Annotated in this window: 10 protein-coding genes; 7 read left to right on the top strand and 3 right to left on the bottom strand. The window is 69.6% G+C overall.

The window, feature by feature from the left end; genetic code table 11:
• Positions 1-159: 159 nt before the first annotated feature.
• Positions 160-1,692, bottom strand: coding sequence for a malonyl-CoA synthase (locus tag Q0Q47_RS27610; RefSeq protein ID WP_293867788.1), 1,533 nt, complete (start codon positions 1,690-1,692; stop codon positions 160-162).
• A 187-nt stretch (positions 1,693-1,879) separates the two neighbouring features.
• On the opposite strand from Q0Q47_RS27610, the gene Q0Q47_RS27605 reads away from it, so the two are divergent.
• From Q0Q47_RS27605 to Q0Q47_RS27585, 5 genes are all read left to right on the top strand, one after another.
• Positions 1,880-2,899 (top strand): Gfo/Idh/MocA family oxidoreductase, encoded by a 1,020-nt coding sequence (locus Q0Q47_RS27605; RefSeq protein ID WP_293867786.1) that lies wholly within the window; start codon positions 1,880-1,882, stop codon positions 2,897-2,899.
• A 69-nt stretch (positions 2,900-2,968) separates the two neighbouring features.
• The gene (locus Q0Q47_RS27600; RefSeq protein ID WP_293867784.1) at positions 2,969-4,384 is read left to right on the top strand and encodes an efflux transporter outer membrane subunit; all 1,416 of its coding nucleotides are present in this window, start codon (positions 2,969-2,971) and stop codon (positions 4,382-4,384) included.
• 83 nt (positions 4,385-4,467) lie between these two features.
• Complete coding sequence (locus Q0Q47_RS27595) at positions 4,468-5,703, top strand: efflux RND transporter periplasmic adaptor subunit (protein ID WP_293867782.1); 1,236 nt, start codon at positions 4,468-4,470, stop codon at positions 5,701-5,703.
• Positions 5,704-5,707: 4 nt separating this feature from the next.
• Positions 5,708-8,842: an efflux RND transporter permease subunit gene (locus Q0Q47_RS27590; RefSeq protein WP_293867780.1), complete on the top strand. Its 3,135-nt coding sequence runs from the start codon at positions 5,708-5,710 to the stop codon at positions 8,840-8,842.
• Between the two features lie 4 nt (positions 8,843-8,846).
• Positions 8,847-11,954 (top strand): efflux RND transporter permease subunit, encoded by a 3,108-nt coding sequence (locus Q0Q47_RS27585; RefSeq protein WP_293867778.1) that lies wholly within the window; start codon positions 8,847-8,849, stop codon positions 11,952-11,954.
• Positions 11,955-12,220: 266 nt separating this feature from the next.
• Here Q0Q47_RS27585 and Q0Q47_RS27580 read toward each other — a convergent pair whose 3' ends face one another.
• Positions 12,221-13,579: an alkaline phosphatase family protein gene (locus Q0Q47_RS27580; protein WP_293867776.1), complete on the bottom strand. Its 1,359-nt coding sequence runs from the start codon at positions 13,577-13,579 to the stop codon at positions 12,221-12,223.
• A gap of 91 nt (positions 13,580-13,670) precedes the next feature.
• Positions 13,671-14,348, bottom strand: coding sequence for a GntR family transcriptional regulator (locus tag Q0Q47_RS27575; protein ID WP_293867774.1), 678 nt, complete (start codon positions 14,346-14,348; stop codon positions 13,671-13,673).
• Positions 14,349-14,477: 129 nt separating this feature from the next.
• Between Q0Q47_RS27575 and Q0Q47_RS27570 the strand changes: the two genes are divergently transcribed.
• Both Q0Q47_RS27570 and Q0Q47_RS27565 read left to right on the top strand, forming a co-directional pair.
• A complete protein-coding gene (locus Q0Q47_RS27570; protein ID WP_293867772.1) occupies positions 14,478-16,133 on the top strand; it encodes an acyl-CoA synthetase in 1,656 nt (551 codons plus the stop codon).
• Positions 16,130-17,242 (top strand): S-(hydroxymethyl)glutathione dehydrogenase/class III alcohol dehydrogenase, encoded by a 1,113-nt coding sequence (locus tag Q0Q47_RS27565; RefSeq protein ID WP_293867770.1) that lies wholly within the window; start codon positions 16,130-16,132, stop codon positions 17,240-17,242. The genes Q0Q47_RS27570 and Q0Q47_RS27565 overlap by 4 nt, the downstream gene beginning before the upstream one ends.
• The last annotated feature ends 357 nt before the right edge of the window (positions 17,243-17,599 follow it).

The following is a 17,599-nucleotide window of genomic DNA, read 5'->3' as shown; positions in this document are numbered from 1 at the left end:
CATGTCCCCGAACAGGTGTCCACCATCTCCCCGGTCTAAACACCAAGCCCGGCCAGGACGCGGAGAGGGAGATGCAAGTTGGACCGGCGAACGATCTCCAAGCTCTGAGCAGCCGCCGAAGGCGGCGTGTCGAAGGACGCACCAGGGCACCTCGCCGCCTCACCCCTTGGCGTACAGGTCCTTGTGCTGCTCGCGCAGGACGTTTTTCTGCACCTTGCCCATGGTGTTGCGCGGCAGGTCGTCGACGAAGAACACGCGCTTGGGCTGCTTGAACTTCGCGAGCCGGCCGTCGAGCCGGGCCAGAACGTCGCGCTCGGTGAGCGTGCTGCCCTTGGGCACGGCGACCACCGCCGTCACGCCTTCGCCGAAGTCGGGATGGGGCACGCCGATGACGGCGCTTTCCGTCACGCCCGGGATGGCGTCGATCTCGGTCTCGACCTCCTTGGGATAGACGTTGTAGCCGCCAGAGATCACGAGGTCCTTGCCGCGGCCGACGATGCGCACGTAGCCGCGCGCGTCGACGGTGCCGAGGTCGCCGGTGATGAAGAAGCCGTCCGGGCGGAACTCCGCGGCGGTCTTTTCCGGCATGCGCCAGTAGCCCTTGAACACGTTGGGGCCGCGGACCTCGATCATGCCGACCTCGCCCGTGCCGAGCGCCTTGCCGCTCTCGGGATCGACCACCCGCAGGTCGACCCCGGGAAGCGCGAAGCCGACCGTGCCGGCGATCCGCTCCCCGTCATAGGGGTTCGAAGTGTTCATGTTCGTCTCGGTCATGCCGTAGCGCTCGAGGATCGCGTGACCCGTCCGCTCCTGCCAGGCGCGGTGGGTGTCGGCGAGCAGCGGCGCGGAGCCGGAGATGAACAGGCGCATGTGAGCGGTGGTGGCCCTGGTGAGCCGCTCGTCCTGCAGCAGGCGCACGTAGAAGGTGGGTACGCCCATCATCGTCGTGCAGCGCGGCATCAGCCGCATCATCTCGTCGGCATCGAGCTTCGGCAGGAAGAGCATGGTGCCGAAGGCGAGCAGCAGCGTGTTGGTGGCGACGAAGAGCCCGTGCGTGTGGAAGATCGGCAGGGCGTGCAACAGCACGTCGGCGGGGGAGAAGCGCCAGTAGTCCACGAGCGTCAGCGCGTTCGAGGCGAGGTTGCGCTGGGTCAGCATGGCGCCCTTGGAGCGCCCGGTCGTGCCCGAGGTGTAGAGGATGGCGGCAAGGTCGTCCCATCCACGCGCCACGTCGGCGAAGTCCGCCGAGGCGGCGGCCGCGGCCGCCATCAGGCTGCCGTCGCCGGCCGTGCCGAGCGTCTCCGTCGCCGCCACGCCCAGGCGCGCTGCCAGCGCGCCGAGGTCGGCCCCGGCCTTCGGCGTCGCGACGACGACCTTCGGCTCGGCGTCGCCGATGAAGTACTCGAGTTCGGCCAGGGTGTAGGCGTTGTTGAGCGGCAGGTAGACCGCGCCGGCGCGCAGGCAGGCCAGGTACAGGATCACCGCCTCGGGACTCTTGTCGACCTGCACGGCCACCCGGTCCCCCGGCTCGACGCCGCGGGCCACGAGAACGGACGCCAGGCGGCCGGACAGGGCCAGCATGTCCGCATAGGTGAATCGTCTCCCGTCATTGGTCTCGATGAACAGCTTGGCCGGATCGGCGATGCGGCTGCGGATCAGGGAAAACAGGTCGGCGGGCTCGGACGCGGGCATGGCGGCGGTCTCTCCTTCAAGGCGGCCGGGACATTGCCACGTGCGGGCCGTCATGTCGCCTCCGGCAAGCGGCGGAACCGATGCACGGCTGTCATGCCGCGCCGGGCTTGCCGGAAGGCCGGAACCTGTGGTCGATGGGTCGCCGGCGGTTCGTGCCGCACGCCAAAGAACGACGGAGGAGACCGCCATGAGCAAGCTGACCACCGACCCCGTGCGCTGGGGCATCCTGGGCGTCGCCAAGATCGCGACCCAGAAGGTGATCCCGGGCATGCAGGGCAGCCCCCTCCTGCGGATCGAGGCGATCGCCTCGCGCGACCAGGCCAGGGCCGACGCCGCCGCGCGCGAGCTCGGCATCCCGCGCGCCCATGGCAGCTACGAGGCGCTCCTGACCGATCCGGCGATCGAGGCGATCTACAACCCGCTGCCCAACCACCTGCACGTGCCCTGGACCGTGAAGGCGCTCGAGGCCGGCAAGCACGTGCTGTGCGAGAAGCCCATCTCGCTCACCGCCGAGGAAGCGAAGCTGATCGGCGAGGCGGAGGCCCGGACCGGCCGGCGCGCGGCGGAAGCCTTCATGATCCGCTTCCATCCGCAATGGATCCGGGCCCGCGAGATCGTGGCCGCCGGCACGCTGGGCGAGATCCGCGCCGTCAACATCATGTTCGCCTACAACAACGTCGACCCGGCCAACATCCGCAACAAGGCCGACATCGGCGGCGGCGGCCTCTACGACATCGGCTGCTACGCCATCGCCGGCTCGCGCTTCCTTCTGGGAGCGGACCCGATCAAGGTCGTGTCGCTGATCGATCGCGACCCGGTCATGGGGACCGACCGCCTGACGAGCGGGCTGATGGCCTATCCGGGCAACGTGCAGGTGACCTTCACCGTGTCGACCCAGTGCGTCCTGCGCCAGAAGGTGCACGTCCTGGGCACCAAGGGTCGGCTGGAGATCGAGGTCCCCTTCAACACGCTGCCGACGCGCCCGACGCGCATCCTCGTGGACGACGGGCGAGACATTTTCGACAGCGGCGTCCGCGTCGAGGAGTTCCCCGCCTGCGACCAATACGGGCTGCAGGGCGAGGCGTTCTCCAAGGCGATCCGGGGCGAAGCGGCCTGGGACTGGCCGGTCGCCGACGCTGTGACCAATATGCGCGTCATCGACGCCTTGTTCCGCTCGGAGCGCACACAAGGCTGGGAGAAGCCCTGACCGGACTTGCGCGGAACCCTCTAGCGGGCCATGGAAGACGGGCTCTCCGCGTGGCCCAAGGTTGCGTCCGTGCATCGTCCGTTCGCCGTGTTGCGGTTGGCACCGCTCCTGTTGCTGTCAGGCTGCCTCGCCGTCGAGGCGCCCGATGCGCGCCTGGACGTCCCGGGCGCCTTTCGCGCGGGTGCGTCCCGTGAGGCGCCGCCGGTGCGCTCCGACTGGTGGCGCAGCTTCCGGTCGGCCGAGCTCGCGCGCCTGTCGGACGCCGCGGAGACGGGCAATCTCGACATCGCCGCCGCCGTCGCCAGGATCGAGCAGGCCGACGCCCAGGCACGCATCGCCGGGGCGCCTCTCCTGCCCTTCGTGGGCGCCTCGGCGGATGCGGGGCGCAGCCGCAGCGCGACCGCGGGCCGCAGCACCAGCGTCGGCGAGGGGCGCAACCAGTACTCGCTGGGCCTCAGCACGAGTTTCGAGCTCGACATCTGGGGCAAGAACCGGGCGGCCTTGCGCTCGGCCGAGCAGAGCGCGCTCGCCGCGCGCTACGAACGCGACACGGTCGCGCTGACGTCGACCTCGGCGACCGCGCAGCTCTATTTCCGGATCTTGGCGGCCCGTGACCGCCGCCGCATCGCCAACGAGAACCTCGCCAGCGCGACGCGGGTGCTGAAGCTGATCAACGAGAGGCTGACCGTCGGGACGGCCACGGCGCTCGATCTCGCGCAGCAGGAGAGCATCGTCGCCAACCAGCGCGCCGGCATCCCGCCCCTCGACCAGGAGATCGAGCAGAACATCGCCTCGCTCGCGGTCCTCATCGGCCGGGCGCCCGAGCGGATCAGCGTCGCCGGAGCCGGCATGAACGCGGTGACCGTGCCGCAGGTGGCCGCCGGCCTGCCTTCGTCCCTGCTGCTGCGCCGACCCGACATCGCCTTCGCCGAAGCCAACCTGGCGTCGGCCAACGCCAGCGTCGAGACGGCGCGGGCCGCGCTCTTCCCGACGATCACGCTGACCGGGAGCACGGGCCTCCAGAGCCTCGCGCTGAGCCGCCTCTTCGATCCCACCGCCACCTTCTATTCGCTCGCGGCCGGGCTCACCCAGCCGATCTTCGACAACGGGCGGCTCCAGGCCGAAGTGGCCCTGCAGACCGCGCGCCAGAAGGAACTGCTGGAGGCCTACCGCAAGGCCGTGCTGACGGCCTTCTCGGACGTCGACCGGGCCCTCGTGGCTGTGCGCTACCTTGCCGAACAGGAGCGGCTGCAGCGCGAGTCGCTGGCGAGTTCGCGGCGGGCCTACGAACTCTCCGAGCAGCGGCTCAAGGAGGGGACGGTGGACATCGTCACCGTGCTGAACACCCAGCAGTCGCTCTTCCAGGCCGAGGACAGCCTCACCCAGATCCGCCTGTCGCGGCTGCTCGCGGCGGTCGCCCTCTACCAGGCCCTGGGTGGCGGGTTCGTGAAGCCCGGCCCTGCGGACGCCAAGCCTCGGCCATGATATAAACGCCGTCTGGGTGTGTTCTCGACCAGCATGGTCCCGTCGGGACCGTGCGTTTTGGTCTGCCTGGAGGCAGGATTTACATGAGACGGAAATGGCGCGTCGCCCTCCCGGTGATGGCGCTGATCGCCACCGGGGCCCTGATCGCGCCGGTCTTCCTGGATCAGCCAGGCACGGACACCTCCCAGCGCCGCGTCAGCCGCCGCAGCCGCGATCGCGGCGCCGATGATCCCATCCCGGTCCTGGTCGCCAATGCGCGCCGGGCCGACGTGCCCGTCTACCTCGATGGCGTCGGGACGGTGCGGCCGGCCAACACCGTCACGGTCCGCTCGCAGGTCGACGGGCAGCTCCTGAAGGTCCTGTTCCGCGAGGGCCAGGACGTGAAGAAGGGCGACGTGCTCGCCCGCATCGACCCGGTGCCGTACCAGGCCGCCCTGGACCAGGCGCTGGCGAAAAAGGCCCAGAACGAGTCTCTCTTGGAGAATGCTCGCCGCGACCTGGAGCGCTACACGCGGCTGGCGGAGACGAACTCCGTCACCAAGCAGCAGGCCGACACGCAGCGCGCCACGGTGGCCCAGCTCGAAGCGCAGATCCGTTCCGACCAGGCCGCCATCGACAACGCGCGGGCCACGCTGTCCTACACCGAGGTGACCGCCCCCATCGACGGCCGCACCGGCATCCGCACGATCGACGAGGGCAACATCGTCAAGGCCAGCGACGCCAACGGCCTCGTGGTCGTGTCGCAGATCCAGCCGATCGCCGTGGTGTTCAGCGTGCCGCAGCAGCAGCTCGGGCGGATCAACAAGGCCTGGACGCAGGGCGCCCTGCCCGTCGAGGCGCTGGACTCGGAGAACCGCAACGCCATCGACAAGGGCATGCTTCTCGTCGTCGACAACCAGGTCGACCCCCAGACGGGCACGGTGAAACTGAAGGCCGAGTTTCCCAACCGGGGCCTGGCCCTGTGGCCGGGCGCCTTCGTCAACGTCCGGCTGCTGGTCGAGACCCTCAAGGACGTCACGGTGGTGCCGACGTCCTCGGTGCAGCGGGGCCCCGAAGGCCCGTTCGTCTACGTGGTGTCGCCGGAGGATACGGCCGTGGTCCGCAAGGTGACGGTGGGACACCAGAACGACACCGACGCGGTCATCAACGCCGGCCTGAAGCTCGACGAGCGGGTCGTGACGACGGGCTTTGCCCGCCTCGCCGACAACGCCAAGGTCTCGGTTCCCGCCGCCGACGGCAGCGCGCCCAAGCCGCCCGAGCCGCGCCAGCGCAACCGGACCCGCACCGAATCCTCGGCCGGCGCCACCACCACCCGGTGAGACGATGAACGTCTCCGAGCCCTTCATCCGTCGGCCCGTCGCGACGTCCCTGCTCGGCATCGCGGTCATGCTCGGCGGCATGCTGGGCTATTGGGGCCTGCCGGTGTCGGCCCTGCCCCAGGTCGACTTCCCCACCATCCAGATCACCACCCAGCTGCCGGGCGCCAATCCCGACACCATGGCCGCGCTGGTCACGGCGCCGCTGGAGCGCCAGCTCGGACAGATCCCGGCGCTGACGACGATCACCTCCAACAGCGCCTTCGGCATCAGCCAGGTGACGCTGCAGTTCGACCTCGGCCGCGACATCGATGCCGCCGCGCAGGACGTGCAGGCCGCCATCAACGCCGCCGGCTCGACGCTGCCGCGCAATCTCCCCTACCCGCCGACCTACGCCAAGGTGAACCCGGCCGACGCGCCCATCATCACGCTGGCGCTCACGTCGACGACCTACTCGACCCGTCAGCTCAGCGACTTCGCCGATACCCTGATTGCCCAGCGGCTCAGCGAGGTGTCGGGCGTCGGCCACGTGGCGGTGCAGGGCGGCGTTCGCCCGGCCATCCGCGTGCAGGCCGACTTGTCCCGCCTCGCCCAGTACGGCATCAGCCTGGCCGACCTGCGCAACGCCATCATCAGCGCCAACGTCGCCGGCCCGAAAGGAGCCCTGGATGGCGCCCAGCAGGCCTACACCATCGCCGCCAACGACCAGATCAACGCGGCCGAGGCGTACCGAACCCTGGTGGTGGCCTACCGCAACAACGCGCCCGTCCAGCTGAGCGACGTGGCCGACATCGTCGAGGGCCTGGAGAACACGCGCGTCGGCGGGTGGTACCAGGGCGAGCCGGCGGTGATCCTGGACATCCAGCGCCAGCCGGGCGCCAACGTCGTGGAGACCGTCGAGCGCATCAAGCGCGAGCTCCCGCGCCTGCAGCGCTCGATCCCCTCCGGCGTCTCGCTCGCCGTCGTCCACGACCGCACCGGCACCATCCGCGCCTCCATCCACGACGTGCAGTTCACCCTGGCGCTCAGCGTCGCGCTGGTTGTGCTCGTCGTGCTGCTGTTCCTGCGCACGATCCGCGCGACGATCATCGCGGGCACGGCCCTGCCGCTCTCGCTCATCGCCACCTTCGGGGTGATGTGGTTCTGCGGCTTCAGCCTCGACAACCTGTCTCTCATGGCACTGACCATCGGCGCGGGCTTCGTCGTCGACGACGCCATCGTGATGATCGAGAACATCGTGCGCCACCTGGAGCGCGGCGAGCCACCGCTCAAGGCGGCGCTCGACGGGTCCCGGGAGATCGGGTTCACCGTGATCTCGCTCACCGGCTCGCTGATCGCGGTCTTCATTCCGCTGCTCTTCATGTCCGGCATCGTCGGCCGGATGTTCCGCGAGTTCGCGCTGACGCTGACCATCGCCGTCGTCGTCTCGGCCATCGTCTCGCTGACGCTGACGCCGATGATGTGCGCCAAGCTGCTGCGGGGCCGCGACGCCCATGTCGCGACGGACGGCGCGGTGGACCGCCTCTTCGACCGGGTGATCGAGGGCTACCGGCGCAGCCTCCTGTGGGCCCTGCGCCATCCCGTGCTGATGATGGGATCGCTCGTCGCCACCCTGGCCGCCACCGTGTGGCTTTACGTGGAGATGCCCAAGGGCTTCCTGCCGGCGCAGGACACCGGGCTCGTCAGCGCCTTCGCCCAGGCCGAGCCGACGGTGTCCTTCGACGAGATCAAGCGGATCCAGACGGCGGTCGGCGATGCCATCCGGCGCGATCCCGACGTGGAGGGCGTCGTCGGGGTCGTCGGCGTCAGCGCCACGAACCTCACCGGCAACACGGCCCGCTTCTCCATCGTGCTGCGCGACAAGGCGGACCGCGACGACGACGCGACGGCCGTCATCGGCAGGCTGCAGCGCGCGGTCGCCGGCATTCCCGGCGTGTCCGTGACCTTCCTGACGGTCCAGGACGTTCAGATCACGACCCGCTCCAGCCGCGCGCAGTACCAGTACACCCTGACCGGCACCGACGCGGGCGAGGTGGAGACGTGGGCCAACCGGCTGGCCGATCGCCTGCGTCGCGACCCCGTGCTGCGCGACGTCGCCTCGGAGTCGCAGGCCGGCGGCGGGCGGCTTTTCGTGCGCATTGACCGCGAGAAGGCGGGACGGCTCGGCGTCTCCCTCCAGGCCGTGAACGATGCCCTGAACGACGCCTTCGGCCAGCGGCAGATCTCGACCATCTACGGCCACGCGAACCAGTACCGGGTGATCCTGGAGGCGCAGCCGCGCTACCAGCAGGACTCCGAGTCGCTCGGCAAGATCTACGTGCCCGCCACCGGCGGCGCCCAGGTGCCGCTCGGGGCCTTCGCCACCGTGACGCGCACGAGCGCGCCGCTCGTGGTCGGCCACGACGAACAGTTCCCGGCCGTCGTGGTGAGCTTCAACGTCGCCCCCACCGCATCGCTCAGCGACGCGCTGCGCGCGATCACGGCGGCCGAGCGCGACACGGGCCTGCCCGACACGATCATCGGCCGCTACTCGGGCGACGCGGCGGAGTTCACGACCGCGCTCGCCGGCCAGCCCTGGCTGATCCTGGCCGCCCTGGTGACGATCTACATCGTGCTCGGCGTCCTCTACGAGAGCGCCATCCACCCGCTGACGATCCTGTCCACGCTGCCCTCCGCGGGCGTGGGCGCGCTCCTGGCGCTGAAGGCGACGGATCTCGACCTGTCGCTTATCGGCCTCATCGGCATCGTGCTGCTGATGGGCATCGTGAAGAAGAACGCGATCATGATGATCGACTTCGCGCTGGAGGCCGAGCGGGTGGAGGGCCTGTCGCCGCGCGACAGCATCGTGAAGGCCTCCGTCCTGCGCTTCCGGCCCATCATGATGACGACGCTGGCGGCGCTCTTCGGCGCGCTGCCGCTCGCGCTCGGGCACGGCACCGGCTCGGAGATCCGCATTCCGCTCGGCGTCACGATCATCGGCGGCCTCGTGCTGAGCCAGCTGCTCACGCTGTACACGACGCCCGTCATGTATCTCGTCATGGAGAGGCTGCGCGCCCGCGTGACGCGCCGGCCTTCCGGGCCGCTACGCTTCGCGGACGACGAGCCCCTGCCGACCCCTCCCGCGTCGCATCCCGCGGAGTAGGCCGGTGAACATCTCCGAGCCCTTCATCCGCAGGCCGGTCGGCACCACGCTGCTGGCGATCGGGCTGATGCTGCTCGGGATCGTGGCCTATCGCTTCCTGCCGGTCGCGAGCCTGCCCACCGTCGAACTGCCGACCATCACGGTCAATGCCGGGCGCCCCGGCGCGGATCCGGAGACGATGGCCTCCACCGTGGCCGCGCCGCTCGAGCGCCGGCTCGGCAAGATCGCGGGGGTGACGGATATCTCCTCGGTCAGTTCGCTCGGGTCCACCAGCATCTGGATCCAGTTCGACCTGTCGCGCTCCATCGACGGCGCGGCGCGCGACGTCCAGGCGGCCCTCAACGCCGCCGCGGTGGACCTGCCCTCCGACATGCCGAACCTGCCGACCTTCCGGAAGGCGAACCCCAATTCGGCGCCCATCCTGATCCTCGCCCTGACGTCGAAGACGCTGACGCCCAGCGCCCTCTACGACATCGCCGACACCACGATCGCCCAGCGCCTGTCCCAGGTCGCGGGCGTCGCCGAGGTCACCGTCAGCGGCGCCGAGCAGCCGGCCGTGCGCGTGCGGGTGGATCCGGCACGGCTCGCCTCCATGGGCACCAGCCTGGATGCCGTGCGCACCACGGTCGCGGACGCCAACGCGCTGGGTCCGGTGGGCGCCATCGACGGCCCGCAGCAGGCCTGGACGCTGTCCACCAACGACCAGATCCGCCGCCCGCCGAGCTTCTCCAATCTCGGCGTGAAGACCGTCGACGGCACGACCTTGCGTCTCGGCAGCGTCGCCGACGTCGAGGAGGGCGTCCGCAACAACCGGTCCGCGGCCTGGTACAATGGCCAGCCCGCCGTGCTGCTCAACATCACCAAGGCGGGCGACGCCAACGTGATCGAGACGGTGAACGCCATCCGGGCCCTCTTGCCCGAGCTGAGGCGATGGATCCCGCCGAGCGTCGAGACCAACGTCCTGACCGATCGGACCGTGACCATCCGCGCCAGCGTCGAGGACATGGAGCTCACGCTCTTCGCCACCATCGCCCTGGTGATGCTGGTGGTGTTCCTCTTCCTGCGCCGCGCGGCGTCGACGCTGGCGGCCGGCATCACCGTGCCCCTGTCCCTCTCGGGCACGCTCGCGGCCATGTGGGCCGTCGGCTATTCGATCGACAACCTGTCGCTCATGGCCATCGCCATCGCGGTGGGCTTCGTCGTCGACGATGCGATCGTCATGATCGAGAACATCGAGCGCGGCATCGCCGAAGGCCTGTCGCCCGTACGGGCCGCGCTGAACGGCGCCTCGCAGATCGGCTTCACCGTCATCGCCATCAGCCTCTCGCTCGTGGCCGCCTTCATCCCGCTGCTGCTGATGGGCGGCGTGCAGGGCCGCTATTTCCGCGAGTTCTCGATGACGCTGGCCTTCGCCGTCGTCATTTCCACGGTGGTGTCGCTCACGCTGACGCCGATGATCTGCGCGCATTTCATCAAGCCCCACGCCGAACGCCCGCCGAACTGGCTCGACCGGATCGTGGAGGGAGCCCTGGGCGGACTGCTGCGCCTCTATGCGCGGACGCTCGAGCCGGCCCTGCGCCACCGCTATCTCATGCTGCTCGTGCTGCTCGGCACGGTGGGCGCGACGGTCTGGCTCTACGTCGTCACGCCCAAGGGCTTCTTCCCGCAGGACGATACGGGCCTGGTGAGCGGCTGGGTGGAGGCCTCGACAGACATCTCCTTCCCGGCGATGGCGGAGCTGCAGCAGCGCGTCGCGGCCGTCGCGGCCAAGGACCCCGCCGTGGCCAATGTCGGTTCGTCCATCGGCGGCGGCGGCTGGGGGGCTGCGGTCAACAACGGCCGGCTCTTCATCAGCCTGAAGCCGCTGTCGGAGCGCGGCCTGGTGACCGCCCGCGTCATCGACCGCATGCGCAAGAGCTTCCAGGAGATCCCCGGCGTCAGCGTCTGGCTCTCCCCCATGCAGGACGTGCGCTTCGGCGGCCGGTCGGGCCGCTCGCCCTACCAGTTCACCCTGTGGGGCGAGGACTTCGACCTGCTGGCGAAGTACGCCCGCCTCGCCGTCGAGCGGCTGAAGCAGGAGCCCGACCTGGTCGACGCCAACACGGACCAACCCTCCGCGGGCCTGCAGGCGACGGTCGTGGTCGACCGCGACGAGGCGGCACGGCTCGGCGTGCGCATGCAGGACGTCTCGACGGCGCTGAACAACGCCTTCGCGCAGCGCCAGATCTCGACGCTCTACTCGCGCCGCAACCAGTACCGGATCGTGCTGGAGGTGGAGCCCCGCTACCGCAAGGATCCCAGCGACCTCACGGCGATCTATGTGAGCGGCGCCGGCGGACGCCAGATTCCCCTGTCGGCCATCGCCAAGGTCGAGCGCACGCAGGCGCCGCTGTCGATGAGCCACCAGGGTCAGTTTCCCTCCGTCACCGTCACCTACAACGTAGTCGCCGGCACGCCCATGGACACGGCCCTCACCGCCGTCCGCCGGGCCGTGGCGGAACTGCACATGCCCGATGCGGTGCGTGCCGATTTCGCGGGAGACATGAAGGCGTTCCGGCAGACGGCGGACAACCAGCCGCTGCTCATCCTGCTGGCGCTCCTGACCGTCTACATCGTGCTGGGCGTGCTCTACGAGAGCCTCGTCCATCCGCTGACGATCCTGTCGACGCTGCCCGCGGCGGGCCTCGGCGCGCTGCTCTCCCTGCAGGCGACCAAGACCGATCTCTCGATCATCGCCTTCATCGGGATCATCCTGCTCATCGGCATCGTGAAGAAGAACGGCATCATGCTCGTCGACTTCGCGCTCGAGGCGGAGCGCCGCAAGGGCTCGACGCCCGAGGACGCGGCGCTGGAAGCCTGCCTGGTGCGCTTCCGCCCGATCCTGATGACGACCCTGGCCGCCATGCTCGGCGCCCTGCCGCTGGTGATCGCCACGGGCCCCGGCGCGGAGCTGCGGCGCCCGCTCGGGCTCACCATCGTGGGCGGCCTCGTCGTCTCGCAGATCCTGACGCTCTACACCACGCCCGTCGTCTACGTGCTGATGGACCGGGCCCGGGCCTGGGTGTCACGCCGCAGGCGCCGTCCCGTGCACGAGGTCGCGCCGGCGGAGTAGATCGGCGCGGCACGATGCCGCGTTCTTCGACACGGCCACCGTGCGGCCTGGTCAGAGCGTGTGAAACTTTCGGCAATCCAGTTCATGCCCATCCCTCAGCGGTCATCCCCGGGCTTGGCCCGGGGACCCACGACTTTGCCGGGGCCGTCCTCAAGTCGTGGGTGGCCGGGCCAGGCCCGGCCATGACGCGGAGAGGGTGGCGCAAGCTGGACTGGCCAACGATTCACAAGCTCTGAGCCTGTCGAAGCACGCCGCCTTTCAACCGCTCAGAACTCGAACGCCGCCGTCAGGGAGTTCGCCTTGGCGTCCGCATCGGTGAGCGGCGCCAGCCCATGGCGTTCCTCGATGAGCTTCAGCACGGAGGTCGTGTCGTACTGCGTGTGGTCGACGTAGCCCTTCCGGGCGAACGGCGAGGCCACGATCGTCGGCACGCGCGTGCCGGGTCCCCAGCGGTCACGCTTCGGAGGAGCGACATGGTCCCAGAACCCGCCGTTCTCGTCGTAGGTGACGATGACGGCCATCTTGCCCCATTGCGGGCTCTTCTCGAGACGCGCGATCAGGTCGGCCGTGTGGGCGTCGCTGTCGAGCACGTTGCTGTTGCTGGGATGCTGGTTGATGCCGGCGCGGGGCTTGTAGAACACCACCGGCGGCAGCGTGCCCTTGTCGATGTCGACGAGGAAGTCCTCCAGGTCCTTGATGTGCTTGGCCCTGTCGGGCTTGCCCTTCTGGAAGCGGTCGAAGAAGGCGAAGGCCTGGTGGTGATAGCTGAAGGGCGTTCCGGGCTTCAGCGTTCCACCGTCCGCCTCGTTCCAGCCGCCGGAATACCAGCGCCAGTCGATGCCCTTTTCGGACAGGCGGTCGCCGATCGTGGTCATGGTCTGGACGGGAAGGAGCCGCTCCTTCTTGGTATCGGCCGCGAAGGGGCCGCCGACCGGCTCCATCGTGTTGACGCCGTAACCGTCGGGCGTGACGAACCCGTCCTCGATCATGCGCCCCTGCGCATCGACCTTGGCGACGATGTTGGCCGGGGCGTTCGGATAGACCGGGGTGCACGCGCACACGAGCCAGAGGTGGTTGAGGAAGGATCCGCCGAAGGCCGCGTGGAAGAAGTTGTCGGCGAGCGTGTATTTCTTGGCGTACTCCCACATCTTCAGCGACGAGCCGTCATAGACGCCCATCGTGTAGCCCTTCGCATCCGAGGTCAGGGCGAAGCGGTTCATCTTGCCGCCGTTGATCTGGTCCTGCTGCTGGTAGAAGGCATGAACCAGGCTGCCGAGCTGGTCGGAGAGCTTGTAGTGCTCGTCGAGCCGGAAGTAGCCGTTCGGGATCGCGGCCGGCAGCTTCTCGTAGGGAACGGGCGGCTTCTTGCGCAGGTCGAGCGGTGCCGGCAGCGTGGCGTAGGGCTTTCCCGTCTCGTCGACCTGGATCGCGGCGTCGCCCGCATTGGCCAGCCCGTTGGCGCCCGGGAAGGTGCCGAACAGGTGGTCGAAACTGCGGTTCTCCATGTAAAGGACGACGATCGTCTCGATCTTGGAGAGCCCCGCCGGCGCTTGCTGCGCCTGTGTCGGAGCCATCGTCGCCAGTGTCGAGACGCCCGCCAGAGCAAGGGCCATCAACGATCGCATCAACTCTTCCTCCCCGTGACGACCGGTCGCCCCCCGGCGCCGCGTCATGACCGGGAGGCTACCGCCCTTTCACGGTCGAGGCCAAGGGGGCTCAGGCGGCGGCCACGCGCTTCGCGCCGAGAACCTCCCAGGCCCGCTCGCTCAGCGCGATGTGGCGGCGCATCGCCTCGGCGGCGCCGGCCGCGTCGGCCCGCAAAATGGCGGTGACGACGAGGCTGTGCTCCTCGTAGGAGCGCGCGAGACGGTCGGGCGTGGAGTCGAACTGGGCCCGGCGGAACGGCGCGAGCCGGCGCTGCGTCGCCCGGGTCAGGTCGGTGAGGTAGCCGTTGGCGCAGGACCCCGCGATCATCGCGTGGAACGCCGCGTTCGCGTCGCGGTAGGCGAGCGCGTCCACCTCGTGCACGAGACCGCGCATGGTGTGGTGCAGCTTCTCGAGTTCCCTGCGCTGCAGCGGCGTCATGGACGTCGCGGCGCCCGCCGCGCACAGCGCTTCGAGCTCGGCCATCACCACGAAGATCTCGCGCAGGGTGCTCTCGTCGGGCTGGGCGACGATGGAGGCCCGGTGCGGGCGCATCTCGACGAGACCGCTCGAGGCCAGCTGGCGCAGGGCCTCGCGCACGGGCGTGCGCGATACGCCGAAAGCCGTCGCGACCTGCCCTTCGTCGATCGGCTCACCCGGCAGGTAATGGCCGGCCACGATCTGCTCGGCCAGGCGATTGGCGATCAGGTCTGCACGCGTGGGTCGGACGGTCGGCTTCGGCGATGTCATGTGCCGATGAGCGGACGGACGCCCCCATGCTGTCAAGAAAAACTCGACGCGCCGCCCCGGCCCGCGGCGGCTTTCGCCCGGGCTGGCCTGCGGATATGGTTCGCAGCCCGAGCCCGAGACCCTCAGCGCATGCTGCCCAAGGCCAACCGCTACGACGACCTGTGCCGGCGCTTCGCCTGGGCGGTGCCCGACCGCTACAACATCGGCGTCGACGTGTGTGACCGCTGGGCCGCGCGGGACCCCGGCCGCACGGCCATCGTCGAGGTCGACGAGACGGGGCACGGGCGCCCGGTCACCTTCCAGGAGCTGCGGGAAGCCTCGAATCGCCTCGCCAACGCCTTCGCGGCGCGTGGCATCGGCCGCGGCGACCGCATCGGCATCCTGCTGCCGCAGATGGTCGAGACCGCGGTCGCGCACATCGCCGCCTACAAGCTGGGCGCCATCGCCATCCCGCTCTTCACGCTCTTCGGCGAGGAAGCGCTGAGGCACCGGCTGCACGACGCCGGCGCGGCGGCCGTCGTCACCAACGCCGAGGGGGCGGCGCGCCTCGCCCCGCTGCGCGACGCGCTGCCCGCGCTGCGGCTGGTCGTCGCCACGGATCCCGGCATCGCCGGCACCGAGGCCCTGCGGCCCCTGGTGGCGGCGGCAAGCGACCGCTTCGAACCAGTCGACACGCAGGCCGACGATCCGGCCCTGATCATCTACACCTCCGGCACCACCGGCATGCCGAAGGGCGCGCTGCATGCGCACCGGGTCCTGCTCGGCCATCTGCCCGGGGTCGAGATGAGCCACGACCTGTTTCCGCTGGAGGGCGACCGGATCTGGACGCCGGCCGACTGGGCCTGGATCGGCGGACTGCTCGACGTCCTGATGCCCGCCCTGCACCACGGCGTCCCCGTGGTGGCGCGTCGCTTCGCGAAGTTCACGGGCGAGGCGGCCTTCGACCTGATGGCGGCCCAGAAGGTGCGAAACGCCTTCATCCCGCCGACGGCCCTCAAGATGATGCGGGCGGCCTCGACGCCCGCCGACCGCGCGCGCCTCGACCTGCGCACGGTGGCGAGCGGCGGCGAGACCCTGGGCGAGGAGCTGCTCGACTGGGGCCGGACCGTGCTGGGCGTCACCATCAACGAGTTCTACGGACAGACCGAGTGCAACATGGTCGTGTCCTCCTGCCAGCGGCTGTTCGCAGCGGCGCCCGGCCGCATGGGCCGGGCGGTGCCGGGGCATGTGGTGGACGTGATCGACGACGAGGGCCACCCTTGCCCGGACGGCGTGCAGGGCGCCATTGCCGTGCGGCGCGCGGACCCGGTGATGTTCCTGGGATACTGGAACAACCCCGGCGCGACGGCGGCCAAGTTCCGCGGCGACTGGCTGCTGACCGGCGACACCGGCGTGCGCGAGGCCGACGGCCTGCTTCGCTTCGTCGGCCGGGACGACGACGTGATCACCTCCGCGGGCTATCGCATCGGACCCGGCGAGATCGAGGACTGCCTGTTGCGCCACCCGGCCGTCCGCATGGCCGGGGTGGTCGGCAAGCCGGACCCGCAACGCACCGAGATCGTGAAGGCCTATGTGGTGCTGCGCGATGGCGTGACGGGCTCGCCCGCCCTGGTGCGCGACCTCCAGGACCATGTCCGCAGCCGCCTCGCAGCGCACGAATATCCGCGCGAGGTCGCCTTCGTGGACGAACTGCCCCTGACCACCACTGGCAAGATCATCCGCCGTGCGCTCCGCGAGCGCGCGGTGGCCGAGACCACCACGTCCTCCGAGGGAGACAAGACATGAAGACGAGAGCCGCCATCGCCTGGGCCGCGGGCAAACCGCTGACCGTCGAGACGATCGACATCGAGGGCCCCAAGGCGGGCGAGGTGCTCGTGGAGGTCATGGCCACGGGCGTCTGCCACACGGACGCCTACACGCTGTCGGGCGCCGATCCGGAAGGCCTGTTCCCGGCGATCCTGGGGCACGAAGGCGCGGGGATCGTGCGCGAGGTCGGACCCGGGGTGACGTCGCTGAGGCCGGGCGACCACGTGATTCCGCTCTACACGCCCGAATGCCGCCAGTGCAAAACCTGCCTGTCGCAGCGCTCCAACCTGTGCACCGCCATCCGGGCGACGCAGGGCAAGGGCGTGATGCCCGACGGCACCAGCCGCTTCCGCTGCGACGGCAAGGACGTGCTGCACTACATGGGCTGCTCGACCTTCGCCAACTTCACGGTGCTGCCCGAGATCGCGCTGGCCAAGATCCGCGAGGACGCTCCCTTCGACAAGATCTGCTACATCGGCTGCGGCGTGACCACGGGCATCGGCGCCGTGATCCACACCGCGAAGGTGTGGCCCGGCGCGAACGTGGTGGTGTTCGGCCTCGGCGGCATCGGCCTCAACGTGATCCAGGGTGCCAGGATGGTGGGCGCCGACAAGATCATCGGCGTCGACCTGAACCCGTCCAAGCGGGCCATGGCCGAGAAGTTCGGCATGACCCACTTCGTCAACCCCGATGAGGTGGGCCGCGACAAGGTGGTGCAGGCCATCGTGGACCTGACGGGCGGCGGCGCCGACTTCTCCTTCGAGTGCATCGGCAACGTCCACACCATGCGCCAGGCCCTGGAATGCTGCCACCGCGGCTGGGGCGAGAGCATCATCATCGGCGTTGCGGCCTCCGGCCAGGAGATCTCGACCCGACCCTTCCAGCTCGTGACCGGCCGCGTCTGGAAGGGCACGGCCTTCGGCGGCGCCAGGGGTCGCACCGACGTGCCGAAGATCGTCGACTGGTACATGGACGGGAAGATCAACATCGACGACCTGATCACCCACACCATGCCGCTCGACGACATCAACACCGCCTTCGACCTCATGCACGAGGGCAAGTCGATCCGCTCGGTGGTGATCTACTGACGTGAGGGGGGCGGTCCCCCCTCACCTCTTCTTTTTCTCAGCCACATCGATCTCCCTCATCCTGAGCAGCCTGCGAAGCAGGCGTGTCGAAGGACGCAGAATCGTTCCGTTTGCTGGCATTCTGCGTCCTTCGACACGGTCGCTTTGCGACCTGCTCAGAGCTTGCGAATCTTTCCGCGGTCCAGCTCGCACCTCCCTCTCCGCGTCCTGGCCGGGCTTGGCCCGGCCATCCACGACTTGAGAATGGCCCCGGCAAAGTGGTGGATGCCCGGGCCGAGCCCGGGCAGGACGGCGGAGGGGTGGTCGCGCATTGGAAGGGTTGGACAAAGCGGGGCGGAAACGGACTCAAAGGTTCCC

This window comes from uncultured Alsobacter sp., from assembly GCF_945952055.1.
Taxonomy (GTDB): Bacteria; Pseudomonadota; Alphaproteobacteria; order Rhizobiales; family Beijerinckiaceae; genus Alsobacter.
The sequence above is the reverse complement of the archived record's forward strand: the minus strand, read 5'-3'. Positions and strand labels throughout refer to the sequence as shown.